This is a genomic window from Nonomuraea sp. NPDC048881 (genome assembly GCF_040649795.1).
In the GTDB taxonomy this organism is placed as follows: domain Bacteria; phylum Actinomycetota; class Actinomycetes; order Streptosporangiales; family Streptosporangiaceae; genus Nonomuraea.
This window is the reverse complement of record NZ_JBEZGC010000022.1, coordinates 1-16,780: the sequence shown is the minus strand read 5'-3', so window position 1 is coordinate 16,780 and position 16,780 is coordinate 1. Positions and strand designations below refer to the sequence as shown.

The 16,780-nt window shown below is 73.4% G+C and carries 17 protein-coding genes; 6 read left to right on the top strand and 11 right to left on the bottom strand.

Annotated features, from left to right (window positions below; genetic code table 11):
- From AB0C33_RS43830 to AB0C33_RS43820, 3 genes are read right to left on the bottom strand one after another with little or no spacing between them, the layout of a single operon-like run.
- Entirely contained in the window at positions 1-1,335 is a 1,335-nt protein-coding gene (locus tag AB0C33_RS43830) for an NAD(P)/FAD-dependent oxidoreductase (protein WP_358299297.1), read from the bottom strand.
- On the bottom strand, positions 1,332-2,597 hold the full coding sequence (gene kynU, locus AB0C33_RS43825; RefSeq protein WP_358299294.1) for a kynureninase: 1,266 nt from the start codon (positions 2,595-2,597) through the stop codon (positions 1,332-1,334). The genes AB0C33_RS43830 and kynU overlap by 4 nt, the downstream gene beginning before the upstream one ends.
- Before the next feature lie 14 nt (positions 2,598-2,611).
- Positions 2,612-3,499, bottom strand: a complete 888-nt coding sequence (locus tag AB0C33_RS43820) for a tryptophan 2,3-dioxygenase family protein (RefSeq protein WP_358299291.1) — start codon at positions 3,497-3,499, stop codon at positions 2,612-2,614.
- Positions 3,500-3,638: 139 nt separating this feature from the next.
- Here AB0C33_RS43820 and AB0C33_RS43815 point away from each other — a divergent pair, with 139 nt between their 5' ends.
- Positions 3,639-4,088, top strand: a complete 450-nt coding sequence (locus tag AB0C33_RS43815; RefSeq protein ID WP_358299288.1) for an Lrp/AsnC family transcriptional regulator — start codon at positions 3,639-3,641, stop codon at positions 4,086-4,088.
- Here AB0C33_RS43815 and AB0C33_RS43810 read toward each other — a convergent pair.
- The 7 genes from AB0C33_RS43810 to AB0C33_RS43780 are packed head-to-tail and all read right to left on the bottom strand — an operon-like array spanning position 4,066 to position 10,224.
- A complete protein-coding gene (locus AB0C33_RS43810; RefSeq protein WP_358299285.1) occupies positions 4,066-5,304 on the bottom strand; it encodes a carboxylesterase family protein in 1,239 nt (412 codons plus the stop codon). The two genes, AB0C33_RS43815 and AB0C33_RS43810, sit on opposite strands and share 23 nt — an antisense overlap.
- Positions 5,301-6,278: an amidohydrolase family protein gene (locus AB0C33_RS43805; protein ID WP_358299626.1), complete on the bottom strand. Its 978-nt coding sequence runs from the start codon at positions 6,276-6,278 to the stop codon at positions 5,301-5,303. Before AB0C33_RS43805 ends, AB0C33_RS43810 begins: the two co-directional genes overlap by 4 nt.
- 2 nt (positions 6,279-6,280) lie before the next feature.
- Positions 6,281-6,823, bottom strand: coding sequence for a 3-hydroxyanthranilate 3,4-dioxygenase (locus AB0C33_RS43800; RefSeq protein WP_357981713.1), 543 nt, complete (start codon positions 6,821-6,823; stop codon positions 6,281-6,283).
- Complete coding sequence (locus tag AB0C33_RS43795; protein WP_357981716.1) at positions 6,820-7,245, bottom strand: RidA family protein; 426 nt, start codon at positions 7,243-7,245, stop codon at positions 6,820-6,822. The genes AB0C33_RS43800 and AB0C33_RS43795 overlap by 4 nt, the downstream gene beginning before the upstream one ends.
- On the bottom strand, positions 7,242-7,988 hold the full coding sequence (locus AB0C33_RS43790) for a fumarylacetoacetate hydrolase family protein (RefSeq protein ID WP_358299282.1): 747 nt from the start codon (positions 7,986-7,988) through the stop codon (positions 7,242-7,244). Before AB0C33_RS43790 ends, AB0C33_RS43795 begins: the two co-directional genes overlap by 4 nt.
- Positions 7,985-8,782, bottom strand: coding sequence for a fumarylacetoacetate hydrolase family protein (locus tag AB0C33_RS43785; RefSeq protein WP_352355222.1), 798 nt, complete (start codon positions 8,780-8,782; stop codon positions 7,985-7,987). The genes AB0C33_RS43790 and AB0C33_RS43785 overlap by 4 nt, the downstream gene beginning before the upstream one ends.
- Positions 8,783-8,790: 8 nt before the next feature.
- A complete protein-coding gene (locus AB0C33_RS43780) occupies positions 8,791-10,224 on the bottom strand; it encodes a 2-hydroxymuconic semialdehyde dehydrogenase (RefSeq protein WP_358299279.1) in 1,434 nt (477 codons plus the stop codon).
- A gap of 173 nt (positions 10,225-10,397) precedes the next feature.
- Between AB0C33_RS43780 and AB0C33_RS43775 the strand changes: the two genes are divergently transcribed.
- Genes AB0C33_RS43775 through AB0C33_RS43765 form a run of 3 tightly spaced genes read left to right on the top strand, consistent with a single transcriptional unit; the run spans position 10,398 to position 13,372 of the window.
- Positions 10,398-11,708 (top strand): MFS transporter, encoded by a 1,311-nt coding sequence (locus AB0C33_RS43775; RefSeq protein ID WP_358299276.1) that lies wholly within the window; start codon positions 10,398-10,400, stop codon positions 11,706-11,708.
- Positions 11,709-11,739: 31 nt separating this feature from the next.
- Positions 11,740-12,708, top strand: coding sequence for a LysR substrate-binding domain-containing protein (locus AB0C33_RS43770; protein ID WP_358299273.1), 969 nt, complete (start codon positions 11,740-11,742; stop codon positions 12,706-12,708).
- 4 nt (positions 12,709-12,712) lie between these two features.
- Positions 12,713-13,372 carry a GntR family transcriptional regulator gene (locus AB0C33_RS43765; RefSeq protein ID WP_358299270.1) on the top strand — a complete coding sequence of 220 codons (660 nt, stop codon included), beginning with the start codon at positions 12,713-12,715 and terminating at the stop codon, positions 13,370-13,372.
- 34 nt (positions 13,373-13,406) lie between these two features.
- On the opposite strand, the gene AB0C33_RS43760 is transcribed toward AB0C33_RS43765, so the two are convergent.
- The gene (locus AB0C33_RS43760) at positions 13,407-14,600 is read right to left on the bottom strand and encodes an amidohydrolase (protein ID WP_358299267.1); all 1,194 of its coding nucleotides are present in this window, start codon (positions 14,598-14,600) and stop codon (positions 13,407-13,409) included.
- A 141-nt stretch (positions 14,601-14,741) separates the two neighbouring features.
- Between AB0C33_RS43760 and AB0C33_RS43755 the strand changes: the two genes are divergently transcribed.
- Together AB0C33_RS43755 and AB0C33_RS43750 are read left to right on the top strand one after the other, a co-directional pair.
- Positions 14,742-15,698, top strand: a complete 957-nt coding sequence (locus AB0C33_RS43755) for a helix-turn-helix transcriptional regulator (RefSeq protein WP_358299264.1) — start codon at positions 14,742-14,744, stop codon at positions 15,696-15,698.
- Positions 15,699-16,066: 368 nt separating this feature from the next.
- Positions 16,067-16,441, top strand: coding sequence for an STAS domain-containing protein (locus tag AB0C33_RS43750; protein WP_358299261.1), 375 nt, complete (start codon positions 16,067-16,069; stop codon positions 16,439-16,441).
- The last annotated feature ends 339 nt before the right edge of the window (positions 16,442-16,780 follow it).

The following is a 16,780-nucleotide window of genomic DNA, read 5'->3' as shown; positions in this document are numbered from 1 at the left end:
TCACCTCCCGCCGGACCGTCGCGAGCCGAGCCGGGCGAGCCCGGCCGCGCCCGCCGCCAGCAGCGCGGCCCCGGCCCCGGCGGCCCCGGCCAGTAGCAGGTGCTGCCGCCGGACCCGCCGCCTGACCTGCGCGTACGGCACCGTGGAGAACGACACCAGCTCGTACCGCGACACGTAGCGGCCGGGCAGCGCGCGTTCGAGGCGGTGCTCGACGCTCTTGGTCAGCCGGTGCACCGGGGAGGCGACCTTGTCGCGCATCTCGACGAAGTTGTCCAGCGCCATCTCGGCGATCGCGTCGGTGTCGTCCCTGCGCCGCGCCTCGAACAGCGGCAGCGCGCGGGCCCAGTCGCCGCCGGTCTCCGTCAGGCACCGGTCGAGCACGGTCACGTCCTCGAAGCCGCAGTTGGCGCCCTGGCCGTAGAAGGGCACGATGGCGTGCGCGGCGTCGCCGATCAGGCCGACCCGGCCGTCCGCCTGCCATGGCGCGCAGCGGACGGTGCCGAGCCGGCCGACCGGGTTCTCCATGTACTCCCCTACCAGACCGGGCGCGAGGGGGGGCACGTCCGGGTAGTGGGTGCGGAAGTGCCGTTCGATCGCGGCCGGGCCGCTCAGCGAGGCGAAGCTCGACGTGCCCTCGGTCGGCCAGAACATCGTGCAGGTGAAGGAGCGGTCAGGGTTGGGCAGCGCGATCATCATCGAGGTGCCGCGCGGCCAGATGTGCAGGGCGCCGGGGTCGAAGGCGAACTCGCCGGCCACGGGCGGGATCGTCAGCTCCTTGTAGCCGTGGCCGAGGAAGTCCAGGCTCTCCCGGATGCCCCGGTGGGCCACCAGCTCGGCCCGTACGGCCGAGCCGGCACCGTCGGCGCCGAGCACCACGCCGGCCGCCGCGCGCACCGGGCCGGCCTCGGTGTCGAACTCCATCGCGCCGGTCGCCGGGTCCAGGCCGGTCAGCCGGTGCCCGAAGAAGATCTTCACGCCGGGCGCGGACTCCGCGGCGTCCAGCAGCGTGTTGTTGAGCGCGCCGCGGCTGATGGAGTTGATCGAGCGCACCCCGTCGTGGCTGTACGGCTGGAAGTTCAGCGGCCCGTCCACGGGGTGGATCATCCGGCCGCGCATGGGCAGCGCGCCGGCCATGACCTGCTCCTCCAGGCCGATCCGGCGCAGCGCGGCCAGCCCGCGTTCGGAGATGGCCAGGTTGATCGACCGGCCGCGCTCGGCGAGCCCGGCGCGCGGGTCGGGCCGCCGTTCGTAGACGGTCACGTCGAGGCCCCGCCGGGCCAGGTAGCAGGCGAGCAGGCAGCCGGTCAGGCCCGCGCCGACCACGGTGACGTTCATCGGTCCTCCTCGACGCACTCGGCCAGCGCGACGGCGGCGCGCCAGCAGTCGTGGTAGGTCGAGTACAGGGGCGTCGGCGCCAGGCGGACGACGTCCGGCTCGCGGGCGTCGGCGATCACCCCGTGCTCGTGACGCAGCCGCCGGGTCAGCTCGGCCGCGCCGCCGCGCTCGACGCGCAGGGAGAGCTGGCAGCCCCGGCGGGCGGGGTCGCGCGGCGTGACCACCGTGAGCGGCCTGGTGGGGGTGACCCGGTCGAGCAGGCTCTCCAGGTAGGCGGTGAGCCGTACGCTGCGGGCCCGCAGGGCGGTCATCCCGATCCGGTCGAAGACGCCGAGCGAGGTGCGCACCGGGCCCATCGCGTAGATCGGCGGGTTGGAGACCTGCCAGGCGTCGGCGCTGGCCGGCGGCCGGGAGACCGGCGCCATCTCGAACCGGGTCGCCTGCTCGGTGCTCCACCAGCCCTCCAGCCGCTGCAGCGCCGGGTCGCCCAGGTGCCGCTGGTGGACGAACACGCCGCCGAGGGCGCCGGGCCCGGAGTTGAGGTACTTGTAGGAGCACCAGGCGGCGAAGTCCGGCCCCCACGCGTGCAGCTCCAGCGGCACGTTCCCGGCGGCGTGCGCCAGGTCCCAGCCGACGGCCGCGCCGCTCGCCCGGCCGGCCGCGGTGATCGCCGGGATGTCCATGAGCTCGCCGGTCAGGTAGTTGACGCCGCCCAGCAGGACCAGCGCGACCGTGTCGCCCTCGCGGTCCAGGAAGTCCAGCACCTCCCGGCCGTCGCGCAGCCGGACCACCGTCTCGTCCGGGTCGAGGCCGTGCAGGCGGGCCTGGCTGCGCACGGCGTAGCTGTCGGAGGGGAACGCGGTGTCCTCGATGAGGATCCGGGTCCGCGTGCCGCGCGGCCGGTAGAACGAGACCATCAGCAGGTGCAGGTTGACCGTCAGCGAGTTCATCACCACGGTCTCCTCGGGCAGCGCGCCGACCAGCCGGGCGGCCGGGCCGGTGAGCCGCTCGTGGTAGGGCAGCCACGGGCGGGCCCCCTCCAGATGTCCCTCCACGCCGAGCCGGGCCCAGGCCTCCAGGTCCTCGGCCAGCTCCGCCGCGGTCGCCCGGGGCTGCAGGCCCAGGGAGTTGCCGGCGAAGTAGGCGCACTCGGGGTGGCCGCCGCCGTCGGCGGGCGGGATGAGGAAGAGCTCGCGGTGGCCCGGGTCGTCGCGGTCGCGGCGCAGGGCGTCCTGCTCGGCGGGCTTCCAGTCGTCGATCACGTGTCGTCCGTCCTTCACATGTGGGTCCGGGCGGACCACAGCTCGGGGAAGACCACCCGCGCCATGCTGCGCTCCAGCCAGGCCAGGCCGTTGGAGCCGCCGCTGCCGGGCTTGGCGCCCATCGACCGGCGGACCGCCGTCACGTGCTGGTAGCGCCAGTCGCCGAACTGCTCGGCCACGTCGGTCAGCGCCTCGCCGAGCAGCCGCAGCGCGTTGCCGGGGCCGGTGTCGCGGTACACCTCGACCCAGGCCCGCTCGACGGCCGGGTGCGGCTCGTGCTCGACGGCGAAGTCGCGCTCCAGCAGCTCGCGGGGGAGGTCGTGGCCGAGCCGGGCCAGCAGGGCGATGGCGTCGTCCCACAGGCTCGGCGACTCCAGGGTGGTGAGCAGGTCGCGGTGGGTGCGGTCCTGGCGTCTGAACGGGCGCAGCAGGGCCGGGTTCTTTAGCCCCAGCAGGAACTCCACGTGCCGGTACATCGCCGACTGCAGGCCGCTGGCCTCGCCGAGCTCGTCCCGGAAGCGGTTGAAGTCGGCGGGGGTCATCCAGCGCAGGCCGCGCCAGCTCGCGTTCAGGCCCTCCAGGTGCAGCACGGTACGGCGGAGCGGGTCCAGCGCGGCCCACACGTCGTCGGCCCGCAGCCGCTCCTGCGCGTTGCGCAGCTCGAAGGCGATGAGCTTGAAGTACAGCTCCATCACCTGAGTGATCATCAGGAACGACATCTCGCCCGCGTCGTCGCTCATCGGGTGCTGCAGGTCGTGCAGCACGTCGGTGCGGACGTAGGCGTCGTAGGGGGTGCGGGTCTGGAAGTCCAGGGTGGGAGCTCCGCCCGTCGCCCTGGCTCTTGCGGCGCGTTCCTCCGCCGTGGTCGGCCGCACTGCTGCTAACTGTCGCGTCGCGTCCACGCGCTTGCCCTTCTCTTAGCCTTGCTGTCCCCATGATGGCGTCGGGATGATGGAGAAGGAATGCCATATGGAAGGCTATATCGCCATATAGGCTTATGTTTCGGTATAAATCGTGATTTGGGGCTTACGAACGGAAGGCATGATCGTGGACGAGACCGACTGGGAGTTGCTGCGCGAACTCCAGGACAACGCCCGGCTCTCCCTCAAGGAGCTGTCCCGCCGGGTCCACCTGTCCGCGCCCTCGGTGGCCGACCGCGTACGAAAGCTGGAGGAGTCGGGCGTGATCACCGGCTACCACGCGACGGTGGACCCGGTGCGGGCCGGCTGGCCGGTCTCGGCCTTCATCCGCATGTCCTGCTACGGCACCCGCTGCGTGCTGCGCGACCCCGAGGTGGCCGGCTGGCCGGAGGTGCGCGAGATCCACCGGGTCACCGGCGACGTGTGCAGCATCCTGCGGATCGTGGCGGTCTCCATGGTCGCCTTCGAGGACCTGATCGACCGCCTGGCGGTCTACGGCCCGCCCTCCAGCACCATGATCCTGTCCACTCCGCTCCCCGGCCACCCCCTCACCACCCCCGACGGCCCGTGAGCCCGTCCGCCTCGCGGCCGGCCCCGATGATCCACGGGCCCGTGCCGTCGTGGCAGAAGCGGGCGAAGGTGGTGCTCATCGAGTGGGACAGGGCGTCCACCTGGGGGCCCGTGCCGGTCAGCGGGGTTCCGTGGGTGCCGAGGTAGAGGGGGACGTCCACCAGATGGCAGGCGCCCAGGGCGACTCCGGCGTGGCTCATCGGCGAGCGGTGCCCGCAGACGTGGTGCCCGGCGGGGCCGTGATGGGCGTCGGCCAGCTCCTGGGCGGGCCCGGCGAAGAGCTCGCCGGTGTCCAGGCTGTCCTGGCCGATCGCGGTGAACAGGCGGGTCTCCTCGGCCGTCGTCGTCACCAGCAGCGGGACGCGCGCGGCGGCGCCCGTGCGGACCGCCTCCACCGGGTGGACGGCCAGCAGCTCGCCGTCCACGACGGGCGCGGCGGGCAGCAGCCCCGCGGCCGGGGCGCAGGCGCGTACGGCGGCCTCCTCGGCGGCCAGCAGATCGGCGAGCGGCACGGCGTACGGGTCGCCGCCGAGCGCGGAACGCGCCACCGAGGTCCAGGCGGCGGCCTCGGCGGGAGTGCGGAACCCGTACGGGACGGGGCTCATCGCCGCCGCCCGCGCGAACAGGCCGGGCGCGCACGTCATCAGGGCCAGCACGCAGGTGCCGCCCGCCGAGTGCCCGGCCAGGGTGACGTTCGCGGGGTCGCCGCCGAAGGCCGCGATGTTGGCGCGCACCCACTCCAGGGCGGCGATCTGGTCGCGCAGCGCCAGGTTGGCCGGCACGCCGTCGCCGTGCCAGAAGCCCGGCAGGCCGAGCCGGTAGTTCACGGTCACCACGACCAGGCCGTGGTCACGGGCGAGCGCGGTGCCGTCGTACATCGCCTGGGAGCCGGAGCCGAAGACGAACGCGCCGCCGTGCAGGAACACCAGCACCGGGCGGCGCCCCTCGGCGGAGGGCGTCCAGACGTTGAGGAACAGGCAGTCCTCGGCCGACGTCGCCGGGTCGATCTCCAGGCCCGGCACCCAGGCCATGCGGCCGGGCCGCTGCGGGGCGGGCGGGCCGGGGGTGCGGGCGTCCGCGACGCCCCGCCAGGGGCGCGCGGGCTCCGGCGCGGCCAGGCGGCGGGCGGGCGCGGCGTAGCGCACGCCCTTGAACGTGCTCACGCCGCCGCCCCGGACGCCGCGCAACGCCCCGAGCGGCGTCTCGGCGACCGTCATCCCCCGAGCCCCAGGAAGGCGGCGGCGTTGCCGCCCAGGACGGCCGCGCGGCCCTGCTCGTCCAGCTCGGCGCAGGCGCGCACGACCGCGCCCGGCTCCTGCTCCCCCAGCGGGAACGGGAAGTCGGTGCCGAGCATGACGCGCTCGGCCCCCATCACCTCGACCAGCAGCCGCAGGGCGCGCGGGTCGAACACCGCGGAGTCCACGTAGAAGCGGTCGGTGTAGGCCGACGGCGGCCTGGGCGAGTGCTCGCGGACGATGTCGCGCTGGTGCCAGGCGTTGTCGGCCCGGCCCAGCAGGTAGGCGAAGCTGCCGCCGCCGTGGCAGAAGCACAGCCGCAGCGAGCCCGGCAGCCGCTCGAACGCCCCGGACAACATCAGCGACAGGATGCCGAGATGGGTCTCGGCCGCCATGCCGACCAGCCACGGCATCATGTGGCCGCGCATGCGGTCGGCGCCGAGCATGTCCCAGGGGTGGACGAGCACCGGCATGTCCTGCTCGGCGCAGTGCGCGAGGAAGGCGACGATGTCGGGGTCGTCCAGGTTGCGCGGGCCGACGTGGTTGCCGATGTGCACGCCGCGGTGACCGGCGGCCTTGGCCTCGGTGACGGTCTTCGCGGCCAGCGCGGCGTCCTGCAAGGGCACCTGGCACAGCGGCAGCAGCCGGTCGGGGGCCTGCGCGCAGTGGTCGAGCACGCGGTCGTTGACCATGGCGCACCACTCGGCGGCGCGGGCCGGGTCGGCCGCGTAGCCGAACAGCAGCGGGGTCGAGGAGACCGCCTGCACGGCCACCCCGGTGCGGTCCATGGCGGCCACGCGGGCCCCGGCGTCCCACAGCTCCGGCGTGACCGGGCGGTAGTCGTCCTCGCCGCTCATCATCATGCCGTCGCGCAGCCACGGCTCGCCGGCCCCGGCGAGCGTCCTGGCCTCCTCGCGGGAGATCCGCGGGAAGACGTGCGCGTGCACGTCGATCATGGTCACCGGACCACCGGCCGCAGGTGGTCCGGCCAGTCCTTGCCGGGGTGCTCGGCGCCGCAGTGGGGGCAGGTGCGGTCGCCCTCGTGGAAGGCGCGGAAGACCGGCGGCAGGTCGTCCACGATCGACTGGAGCTGCACCTCGGCGCGGTGGACCAGGCGGTGGCAGTTGACGCAGTACCACTCGAAGGCGTCCAGCGCGCCCTGCGGGCGGGCGAACTCCACGACCAGGCCGATCGAGCCGGGCACCGGCCGCTGCGGCGAGTGCCGCACGTGCGGCGGCAGCAGGAAGACGTCGCCCTCGCCGATCTGCACGTCCACCGGCGGCTTGCCCTCCTCCTCCATGACCCGCAGCACCATGCCGCCCCGCAGCTGGTAGAAGAACTCCTCGATCGGGTCGTCGTGGAAGTCGGTGCGCTGGTTGGGCCCGCCCACGATCGTCACCATGAGGTCGGCGTCCTTCCAGATCTGCGCGTTGCCGACCGGCGGCTTGAGCAGGTCCTGGTGCTCGTCGATCCACTTGTTCAGGTTGAAGGGGGGGATCATGCCTGGCTCCTTTGGGGGATGAGGGCGGTGCAGGAGATCTCGATCAGCAGGTGCGGGTGCGGGAGCTGGTGGACGGCGACCGTGGTGCGGGCGGGGCCGCTCTCGTCGAAGTACTCGCCGTAGACCTCGTTGTAGCCGCCGAAGTCGTTCATGCTGACCAGGTACGCGGTCACGTTCACCACGTCGTCCAGGCCGCCTCCGGCGGCGGCCAGCAGGTCGGCGATGTTCTCGATCACCGCCCTGGTCTGCTCGCGGATGTCGAGGCTGGTGGTGCCCAGCTCGTCCGCGCTCGCCCCGGCGAAGGAGCCGTCGGGGCGGCGCGAGCTGGTGCCCGACACGAACACGAAGTCTCCGGCCCGCTTGACGTGCGGGAACCGGCCGCGGGGCCGGGCCTTGCCCTCGACCAGCAGCGCGTCGCTCATCGGGTGGTCACCTCCACGTGTCCGAGGCCGGCGGCGCCGACGCGTACGTGCGCCCCGGCGGGCAGCGGCAGCGCCGCCGTGGCCGCGCCGGCCAGGACGATCCAGCCGGCCTCCATCTCGATCCCGGCGGCCCTGGTCAGCCGGGCGGCCGCGGTCAGCGCGCGCAGCGGGTGGCCGAGGATGGCCGCCGACGAGCCGCCGGCGACCTGGCGGCCGTCGATCTCCATGACCAGGCCGAGGTTGCCGAGGTCGCCGGCGTCCTGCGGACGGCGCCAGGGGCCGACGCCGAAGCCGCTGGCCGAGGCGTTGTCGGCGATGACGTCGGGCAGGGTGAAGCTGAAGCCCTCGTAGCGGGAGTCGAGCACCTCGTACCCGACCGCGACGCCGCCGACGGCCGAGGCCACGTCGGCCGTGCCGCGCACCGGCCGGTCCAGCAGGAACGCGATCTCCGGCTCGATCCGCGGGTGGATCAGGCCGGTGGTGTCGAGCCGGGACTCCACCAGCATGGCGTCGGTGAGCAGGCCCCAGATGACGTCGTCCACGCCCATCTGGGCCATCTTGGCGCGGCTGGTGAAGCCCATCTTGACGCCGATGAGCCGCTCGCCGCGGGCCAGCCGCCGTTCGATCAGGGCGCGCTGGACCTCGTAGGCGGCGGGCACGTCGAGGTCGGCCGTGTCGGTCAGGCGGGGGATGGCGCGGCCGGTCAGGGTGGCTTCGTCCAGGCGTTCGGCGAGCGCGTTCACCGCTCCTCCTTCTCGTCGTCGGCGGCGAAGGCGGCGCGGACGTCGCCCAGCCCGTCGATGCGGGCCTCCAGCACGTCGCCCGGACTCACCGGGACGACCGGGCCGAGCGCCCCGGTCAGCACGGTGTCGCCCGCCCGGAGCGGACGGCCGAGCGCGGCCAGCGTGTCGGCCAGCCAGACCGCGGCGTGCAGCGGGTGGCCCAGGCAGGCCGCGCCGACGCCGGTCGAGACCTGCTCGCCGCGGCGTTCGATGACCATGCCCGCCAGCCGCAGGTCCACGTCGCGCAGCGGGACCGGGCGGTTGCCGAGCACGTACAGGCCGGAGGAGGCGTTGTCGGCGACGGTGTCGGCCAGGGTGATGTCCCAGTCGCGGATGCGGCTGCCGACGACCTCGATCGCGGGCAGCGCGAACGCCGTCGCGGCGATCACGTCGGCGACCGTGTGGCGCTCGTGCGGCAGGTCGCGGTCGAGCACGAGCGCGACCTCGGCCTCGGCGCGCGGCTGGAGCACCGCGCCGGCCGGGATCTCCGCTCCGTCGGGCACCGCCATGTCGGCGAACAGCACGCCGAAGTCGGGCGAGCCGACGCCGAGCTGCCGCTGCACGGCCTCGCTGGTCAGCCCGACCTTGCGGCCGGTGATCCGCCTGCCCTCGCCGAGCCAGTGCTCGGTGAGCAGGCTCTGCACCGCGTAGGCCGCCTCCAGGCCGTCGACCAGGTCGCGGACCGGCTCGCACGGGCGGCCGGACGCGTACGCCTCCAGCAGCCGCGCGGCGGCGGCGCGATGGTTGTCTGTCACTTCTGTCCTCATATCTTGACGCACACGTTGACCGGCTCGGAGAAGAAGTCGAGCGAGTACTCGCCGCCCTCACGCCCGATGCCGGAGGCCTTCACGCCGCCGAACGGGGTGCGCAGGTCGCGCAGGTTCCAGCAGTTGACCCAGACGATGCCGGCCTGGATCCGGGGTGCCACGCGGTGGGCGCGCGACAGGTCGGTGGTCCACACGGTGGCGGCCAGGCCGTACGGGCTGTCGTTGGCCAGCCGGACGGCCTCGTCCTCGTCGTCGAAGGGGGCGACGTGGCAGATGGGGCCGAAGACCTCCTCGCGGACGGTCCTGGCGTGCGGCGGCAGGCCGGTGATCACGGTGGGCTCGACGTGGAAGCCGCCGTCGCGGGCGTCGCCGAACTCCGGCACGCCTCCTCCGGCCAGCACCGTCGCGCCCTCCTCGACGGCGAGGCGGTAGTAGGACAGCACCTTGTCGCGGTGCTGGGCCGAGATCATCGGCCCGTAGCCGCTCAGGCCCCTGGCCCGCTCTGCCAGCGCCCGCGTGAACGCCTCGAAGATCGGGCGCTGGACGTAGACGCGCTCGGTGCACAGGCAGATCTGGCCGGAGTGGGTGAAGCTGGAGCGGATCGTGCCCTCGACGGCCTCCTCCAGGTCGGCGTCGGCGAAGACCAGGGCCGGGTTCTTGCCGCCGAGCTCGAAGGAGACCGGCGTGACGTGCGCGGCGGCGTTGCGCATGATGGCGCTGCCGGTGGCCGAGGCGCCGGTGAAGGCGATGGCGTCCACGCCGGGGTGCGCGGTCAGGTGCTCGCCGGCCGCCCCCGCGCCATGGCCGTGGACCAGGTTGAACGCGCCGGCCGGCAGGCCCGCCGCGTCGATCACCTCGGCCAGCAGGGTGGCGGTGGAGGGGGTCTCCTCCGACGGCTTGGCGACGACGGAGTTGCCCGCGGCCAGGGCCGGCGCGACCTTCCAGGTGAGCAGCAGCAGCGGCAGGTTCCACGGCGAGATGACGGCGACCACGCCGAGCGGGCGGCGCACGGTGTAGTTGAGCGCCTGCCCGCTGCCGCTCCAGGCCGGGACGCTGGTGTTGTAGGCCCGTTCGGGACGCCCGTAGGCCAGGTCGGCGTAGGCGCGGAAGTTGCCGGCGGCGCGCGGGATGTCCACCGTCGCGGCCAGCTCGCGCGGCTTGCCGGTGTCGGCGGCCTCGGCCTCGACGAACTCCTCGAACCTGGCCTCGATCCCGTCGGCGATCCGGCGCAGGTACGCGCACCGCTCCTCGGTGGAGGTGGCGCCCCAGGGGCCGTCGAGGGCGGCGCGGGCGGCCCGGACCGCCTCGTCGACGGTCTCGCGGGACGCCTCGGGGACGGCTCCGACGGTGCGGCCGTCGACGGGCGAGATGAGGGGGAAGTCGGTCCCCGCCGTCGTGAAGACGCCGTTGACGTAGTGCGCGGGCTTCATGGTCGACATTCTGCTGATCGCTCGACATAACAGTCCAATACCGAAATGTCGCCTGGCTATCCTTATTTCGTTATATGTCGGTTCTGCTATGTCTGCCGACCGAATCGGTATTCGTTCTGGCATACCACCAGCGTGCATCCTCTTCCGTACCCTCATTCGGAAGGCACAGAGAGATGGACACAGATCGCCGCCTGGCCGCCCGCCGCGTCTCGCGGGCCGCCTTCATCGGCACCGCCATCGAGTGGTACGACTTCTTCCTCTACGGCACCGCCGCGGCCCTCGTCTTCAACAAGCAGTTCTTCCCCGCCATGGACCCGGTCGCCGGCTCCATCGCCTCCTTCGGCACCATGACCGTGGGATTCCTGGCCCGCCCGCTGGGCGGCATCGTCTTCGGCCACTTCGGCGACCGGATCGGGCGGCGCAACACGCTCGTCGTCTCGCTGCTCATCATGGGGATCGGCACCACGCTGATCGGCGTGCTGCCGACGTACGACAGCCTGGGCGTGTGGGCGGCGGTGCTGCTCGTGGTGATGCGCGTCGCCCAGGGCATCGGCCTGGGCGGCGAGCTCGGCGGCGCGGTGGTGCTGACGATGGAGCACGCGCCGAAGGGCCGGCGCGGCCTGTTCGGGGCGTTCCCGATGATGGGCACCCCGGCGGGCATGTTGTGCGCCAACGCCGTCTTCCTCGGCACGTCCTCGCTGCTGGGCGAGGAGAGCTTCATGGCCTGGGGCTGGCGGGTGCCGTTCCTGCTCAGCATCGTGCTGGTGGCGGTCGGCCTGTACCTGCGGCTGCGCATCGAGGAGAGCCCCGACTACGCCGACCTGGTCGAGCGGCGCAAGCCGGTCAAGCTGCCGATCGCGGTGGTGCTGCGCGACCACTGGCGCGAGGTGGTGCACACGATCGGCGTGATCATCGGCAACAGCGCGCTGGCCTACATCTTCATGGTCTACATCCTCGGCTACGGCGAGGCCGCGGCCGGCCTGTCGCGGACGTTCCTGCTGAGCTGCGTGATCGGCGGCGCCGCCGTCTGGCTGGTCACCGCGCCGCTGTGGGCCCACCTCGGCGACCGGCACGGGCTGCGTGCCGTCTTCACCTGGGGCTCGGTGGTGCTGCTGGCCGGCGCCCTGGCGATCCTGCCGGTCGTCAACACCGGCAACAAGCCGCTCATCGCGGTGTTCATGCTGGTCATGGGCGCGGTGCTGGCCATGACGCACGCGCCGCAGGGCACGCTGACCGCCAGCTTCTTCCCGGTCGCCATCCGGTACTCCGGCACGTCGGTCGCCTACCAGCTCGCCTCGCTGCTGGGCGGCGGCATCACGCCGCTGGTGGCCGCCTCGCTGTTCGCCTCGACCGGGACCTCGCTGTCGATCACCGCCTACCTGACCGTGGTGACGGTCATCAGCCTGGTCGCCGCCCTGGTGATCCCCCGCAACGACGCCGAACGCCTGGGTGACCAGCCGGTTCCCGCCGACATAGCGAAATAGGGCAGGTTCGCCCTGGTCATATGATGATTTCGTGATATCTCGTCCGCTGGACCTGCTGAGCGGCCGGCTCAAGCTGCGGCACCTCGTGCTCGTGACCACCATCGCCGAGCAGGGCGGCGTCCTGCGCGCCGCCGAGCACCTCCACCTGGCCCAGCCCGCCGTGACCCGGGGGCTGCGGGAGGTGGAGCAGATCCTCGGGGTGGAGCTGTTCACCCGCGGATCGCGCGGCGTCACCCCCACCCTCTTCGGCGAGGCGTTCATCGACCACGCCCGCGCCGTGCAGGCCGAGCTGCGCCGCGCGGGCGAGCGCATCGCCGGCCTGGCCGACGGCACGGCCGGCACGGTCACCGTCGGCACCCTGCTGGCCGCCACGAACGTGCTGCTCCCCCGCTCGATCGCGGCGCTCAAGGCCGAGCGGCCGGGCATCACCGTGATCGTCAAGGAGGGCACGTTCGACTCGCTGGTCCCCCAGCTCACCGGCGGCGACCTCGACCTGATCCTCGGCCGGCTCAACCCGATCGAGGACCGCCCGGACCTGCGCCAGATCCCGCTCTACAACGAGCCCGTGCTGCTGGTCGCCCGCGCCGGGCACCCGGCGGCGCACGCCCGCGCGCTGGCCGGCCTGCTGGACTACCCGTGGATCCTGCCGCTGGAGCAGACCTCGCTGCGACGGGAGCTGGAGCAGGTGTTCCACCGCAACGGGCTGCCGCTGCCGCCCGACCGCACCGAATGCAGCTCCATCCTGACGATCCGCTCCCTGCTGCTCGGCACGGACATGATCGCCGCGCTGCCCGCGCTCTTCGTCAGGACCGATCCCCAGCTCCTCGAACTCCAGGTGCCGCTGCCGTCGGTGCGCCGCTCGGTGGGCGCCACCCTGCCCGGGTCCCGCGCCCTGACGCCGGCGGGCAAGGTCATGCTCGCCCATCTCCAGCAGCAGGCGCGACGCCTCGACACCGGGGACGCGGACAGCCCGTCCGGTGCGGCGCCGGTGGGAGACTGAGGGCATGGTGGCAGGAGCCGGGTTCGAACCCGAGTCCGTACGCGTCATCCGGCGGCTGCGCGACGACATCCTCGACGGCGTCCGCCCGCCGGGCAGCAGGCTCGTCGAGCGCGACCTGGCCACCGAGCTCGGCGTGAGCCGGGTGCCGGTGCGCGACGCCCTGGCCACCCTGGCCGCCGAGGGGCTGGTGACGTTGCGGCCCCGCACCTGGGCCGTGGTGCGCGAGTTCACCGCCCGCGACGTCGCCGACCTGGTGGAGGTGCGTTCGGCGTTCGAGGCCGTCACCTTCCAGCTCGCCGCCCGGCGGCACGACGCGCAGGGCCTGCGGCGGCTGCGCGCCGACCTCGACGCGGAGCTGCGGGCGGCGCGCGCCGGCGACGCGGTCCGCGCCCGGCGGGCCGCCGCCGACTTCCACGAGACGGCCACCGCCATCGCGGGCAACGACCTGCTGGTCGAGGTGGGGCAGGTCCTGCGCAGCCGGATGCGCTGGCTGCTCGGCCGGCACGACGACCTCCAGGCGGTCGCCGACGAGCACCGCGAGCTCTACGAGGCGATCGCCGCCCGCGACGTGACCCTCGTCGGCGAGCTGGTCGCCCGGCACGTGGCGACCAGCGCCCGGCTCATCGGGGAGCACGCCGACCGGCTGCGGTCCGGCACTCCCTGACCCCGCGCGGGCGTCAGGCGACCCCGCGCGGGCGTCAGGCGTCCAGGAGCACGTCGCCGTCGCGGGCGACCACCCTGCCGCCGGCGACCACGAGCGCCCGCGGCGGCACCCGCACGAGCGCGTCCGGCACGTTCTCGGCGTCCACGAGCACGACGTCGGCCCGCGCCCCCGCGACGAGGTCGTGCCGGTCCCGGTGCACGAACGGCGCCGCCTTCGTGGTGGCCAGCTCCACGGCGGCGGTGAGCTCGTCGTCGGAGCGCAGCCCGTGCAGCCGGGCGAAGCCGAGGGCGACGCGCAGCAGGTCGCCGTCGCCGAACGGCGACCACAGGTCCCTGATCCCGTCGGTGCCGAGGCCGAGGCCGATGCCGCGCTCGGCCATGCCCCGCCACGGGAGGGGCGCGGTGCGCACCGGCGCGACCGTCGCCCAGGAGATGCCCGCCGCGGCGAGGTCGTCGAGCAGGCCGCGCTGGCGTTCGGGGGCCAGGTCGCCGAGGGCGAAGCCGTGGGAGACGGTGACCTTGCCCTGCAGGCCGGTCCTGAGCGTGCGGTCGATGATCAGCTCGTACTGGAACGCGCCGAGCTCGCCGCCGTCGTGCAGGTGGATGTCCAGGCCGACGCCGCGGCGTTCGGCGATCTCGAACAGGCCGTCGAGCTGGGCGACCGGGTCCCGGTCGATGGTCGCGGGGTCGATGCCGCCGATGCTGGTGGCGCCCGCCCGCGCGGCCTGGTCGAGCAGGTCGAGCACGCCGGGCCGGCGGACGACGCCGTCCTGCGGGAAGGCCACGATCTCGACCTCGATCGCCCCGTCGAGCCGTGCCGCGGCCTCGCGCACGGCCTCGATGCCGCGCAGCCCGACCCCGAGGTCGACGTCGACGTGGGTGCGGGTGGCCGTGGTGCCGTGCCGCAGGAACTCGCGCAGCACCGCCACCGTGCCGTCGACACCCGGGATGCCGTACTTGTCCCGTTCGGCGCGCTCGTGCTCGATGCGGCCCTGCGTGGTCGCCACACCGCCGTACGACACCCAGGGCCGGCCCCACCAGCTCTTGTCGACGTGGGCGTGGGCGTTGACGAATCCGGGCAGGGCCAGCAGGCCGCGGCCGTCGATGTGCTCGCCGGCGGGCGGGGTGGTCCCGGCCGGGAGCACGGCGGCGATCCGGGTACCGTCGATGGTCAGGTCCACGGGCGCGCCGCCCCAGGGGCGCACGTTGGAGATCGTCCAGGAAGTCACCTGAAAAATGGTATACCAAAAGCGGATCGTCCCTGGCAGAGGGCCCTGTCCCGTCGGCGGTCGGCCGTTGTCGTAGCCGTTTGGGAAAATCGGCACGGGCCGCGGCAGGCGTGGTCCCCCCGACCGGAGAGAGGTGGTCCGATGGGCCCAGAGGTCTTCGACAGCCGTGACATCGGCCAGACGGAGGAGTTCCTCAGCAAGGCGTACGCCAAGATGAGCATCGGCTCCGACGTGAAGAACCCCCGCACCCAGATCTCCCGCCAGGTCATGGGCTCGGTCAGCATCGACCGGCTCAACCTCGAGTACGCGATGAGCTTCGACGTCAACCCGCTCGGCAAGGTGTGCCTGTGCGCGGTCGAGACCGGCACCATCGCCCAGCAGGTCGCGGGCGGGCCGGACGAGCTCTTCGGCCCCGGCGACACGGTGTTGTTCGCCCCGCACGACCTGCCCTACACCGGCGAGATCCGCCGCTCGCGCTACGACATCATCATGTTCGACCCCGCGCTGCTGCAGCAGGTGGCCGGCACGCTGCCCGGCCGCCGGGCCGAGCCGGTCCGGCTGGTGGGGCACCGCCCGGTCTCCGCCGCCGCCGGCCGCCATCTGCGGCGCACCCTCGCCTACCTGCGCGACGACGTCCTGGCCGCCCCCGAGCTGGCCGCCGAGCCGCTGGTCGTCTCCACCGCCGGGCAGCTCCTGGCCGCCAGCGTGCTCACCGCCCTGCCCACCGACGCCGACGACGCCGCCCCCGGCTCCGCCCGTCCCGAGGCGCTGCGCCGGGCGACGGCCTTCATCGACGACCACGCCGCCCTGCCCATCGGCATCGACGAGATCGCCACCGCCGCCCGGGTCAGCGCCCGCGCCCTCCAGTACGCCTTCCGCCGGCACCTCGGCACCACCCCGCTGGGCTACCTGCGCCAGGCCCGGCTGGCCCGCGCGCACGCCGAGCTGAAGACCGGCGATCCCGCCACCACGGTGACCGCCGTCGCCGCCCGGTGGGGCTTCTTCCACCCCGGGCGCTTCGCCCAGCTCCACCGGGCCGCCTTCGGCTGCTCGCCCGGCGACACCCTCCGTTCCGCGGCCGAGCTCCGCCGCGACTGATCCTCTGATGCCCGGTTCGTTCTGTGGACAGGAGTGAGCCGGATTCTTCGCCTGATGTGCTGACCCGCCACCGCCGAAGGCTCAAGGGTTGGAGGCGAGCACCGATCGCCGCGGCACGGAGGAGATGATCGCGATTGAGTCCCGGCCGTAGCGGCGACATGGCGCGTCCGCGGCGAGGCCGTGGCCGCAGGCCAGGCGATCGAGAGGCAGCACAGTCGGGGTGGCCGCGCCCTTCGGGCGACCGCGTCGGTCCCGTGACCGAGTCGATCCCGCCGCCGGCCTGTGATGCCTGACCTCCTTCGTCCGCCGTCACACCCGTCCCCTTCAGGCCGGACGGGCCTTCGTGCTGCCCGGCCTCCGGTGACAGCGTGACCCCTCTGAGCCTGAACTGCCGCGATCTGCCCGGCGGCGTGCTGGTGACCGTGATCGGCGAGCTCGATGCCTCCAACTCGACGCGGCTGGGATCCTTCACCGAGCGGCACCTGCGGCCCGGGGCGGGCATGGTGCTCGACCTGGGCGGGCTGAGCTTCATGGACAGCCGCGGCCTGCACGTGTTGTTACGCCTCAACGCCGCGGTGCTCGAACACGGGGGCGCCCTCCGCCTGGCCGGCGTGCAGGAGCTGCCCGCGCGCGTGCTCCAGGTCACCGGCGTGTGGTCCTCGCTGACCGTCCACGCCGACGTGGGCGACGCCGTGGCCGCGATGGGCGCGCAGCGCCCCGACAGCCTCCGCGAGTCGTCGTGAGCGGTCCCCGCCGCACCTCGGCGTTCGGGGCTGAAGATCATGAGTACCGGCTCTAGAATCCGGATGACCGACAACCACGACTGTTCCGTCGACGACCTCGATCATGGCCTGCTGATCAGGGCCGTTCGCGAGGTCACCGGCAGGACAGTCCCGACAACGTCGTAGGACACGAGGGTGACATGAGCGAAGCGATGACCGGTGGCTCCCGTTCCGCGTCCGGGGGCGCCGAGGTCGGCGAGCTTCGGCTGCGTCAGCTGCTCGGCGGGCTGACGGCGGTCCGGGACGGCGATTTCCGTACCCGGCTGCCCGAGGACGCCGATGGGCTGCTGGGTGAGATCG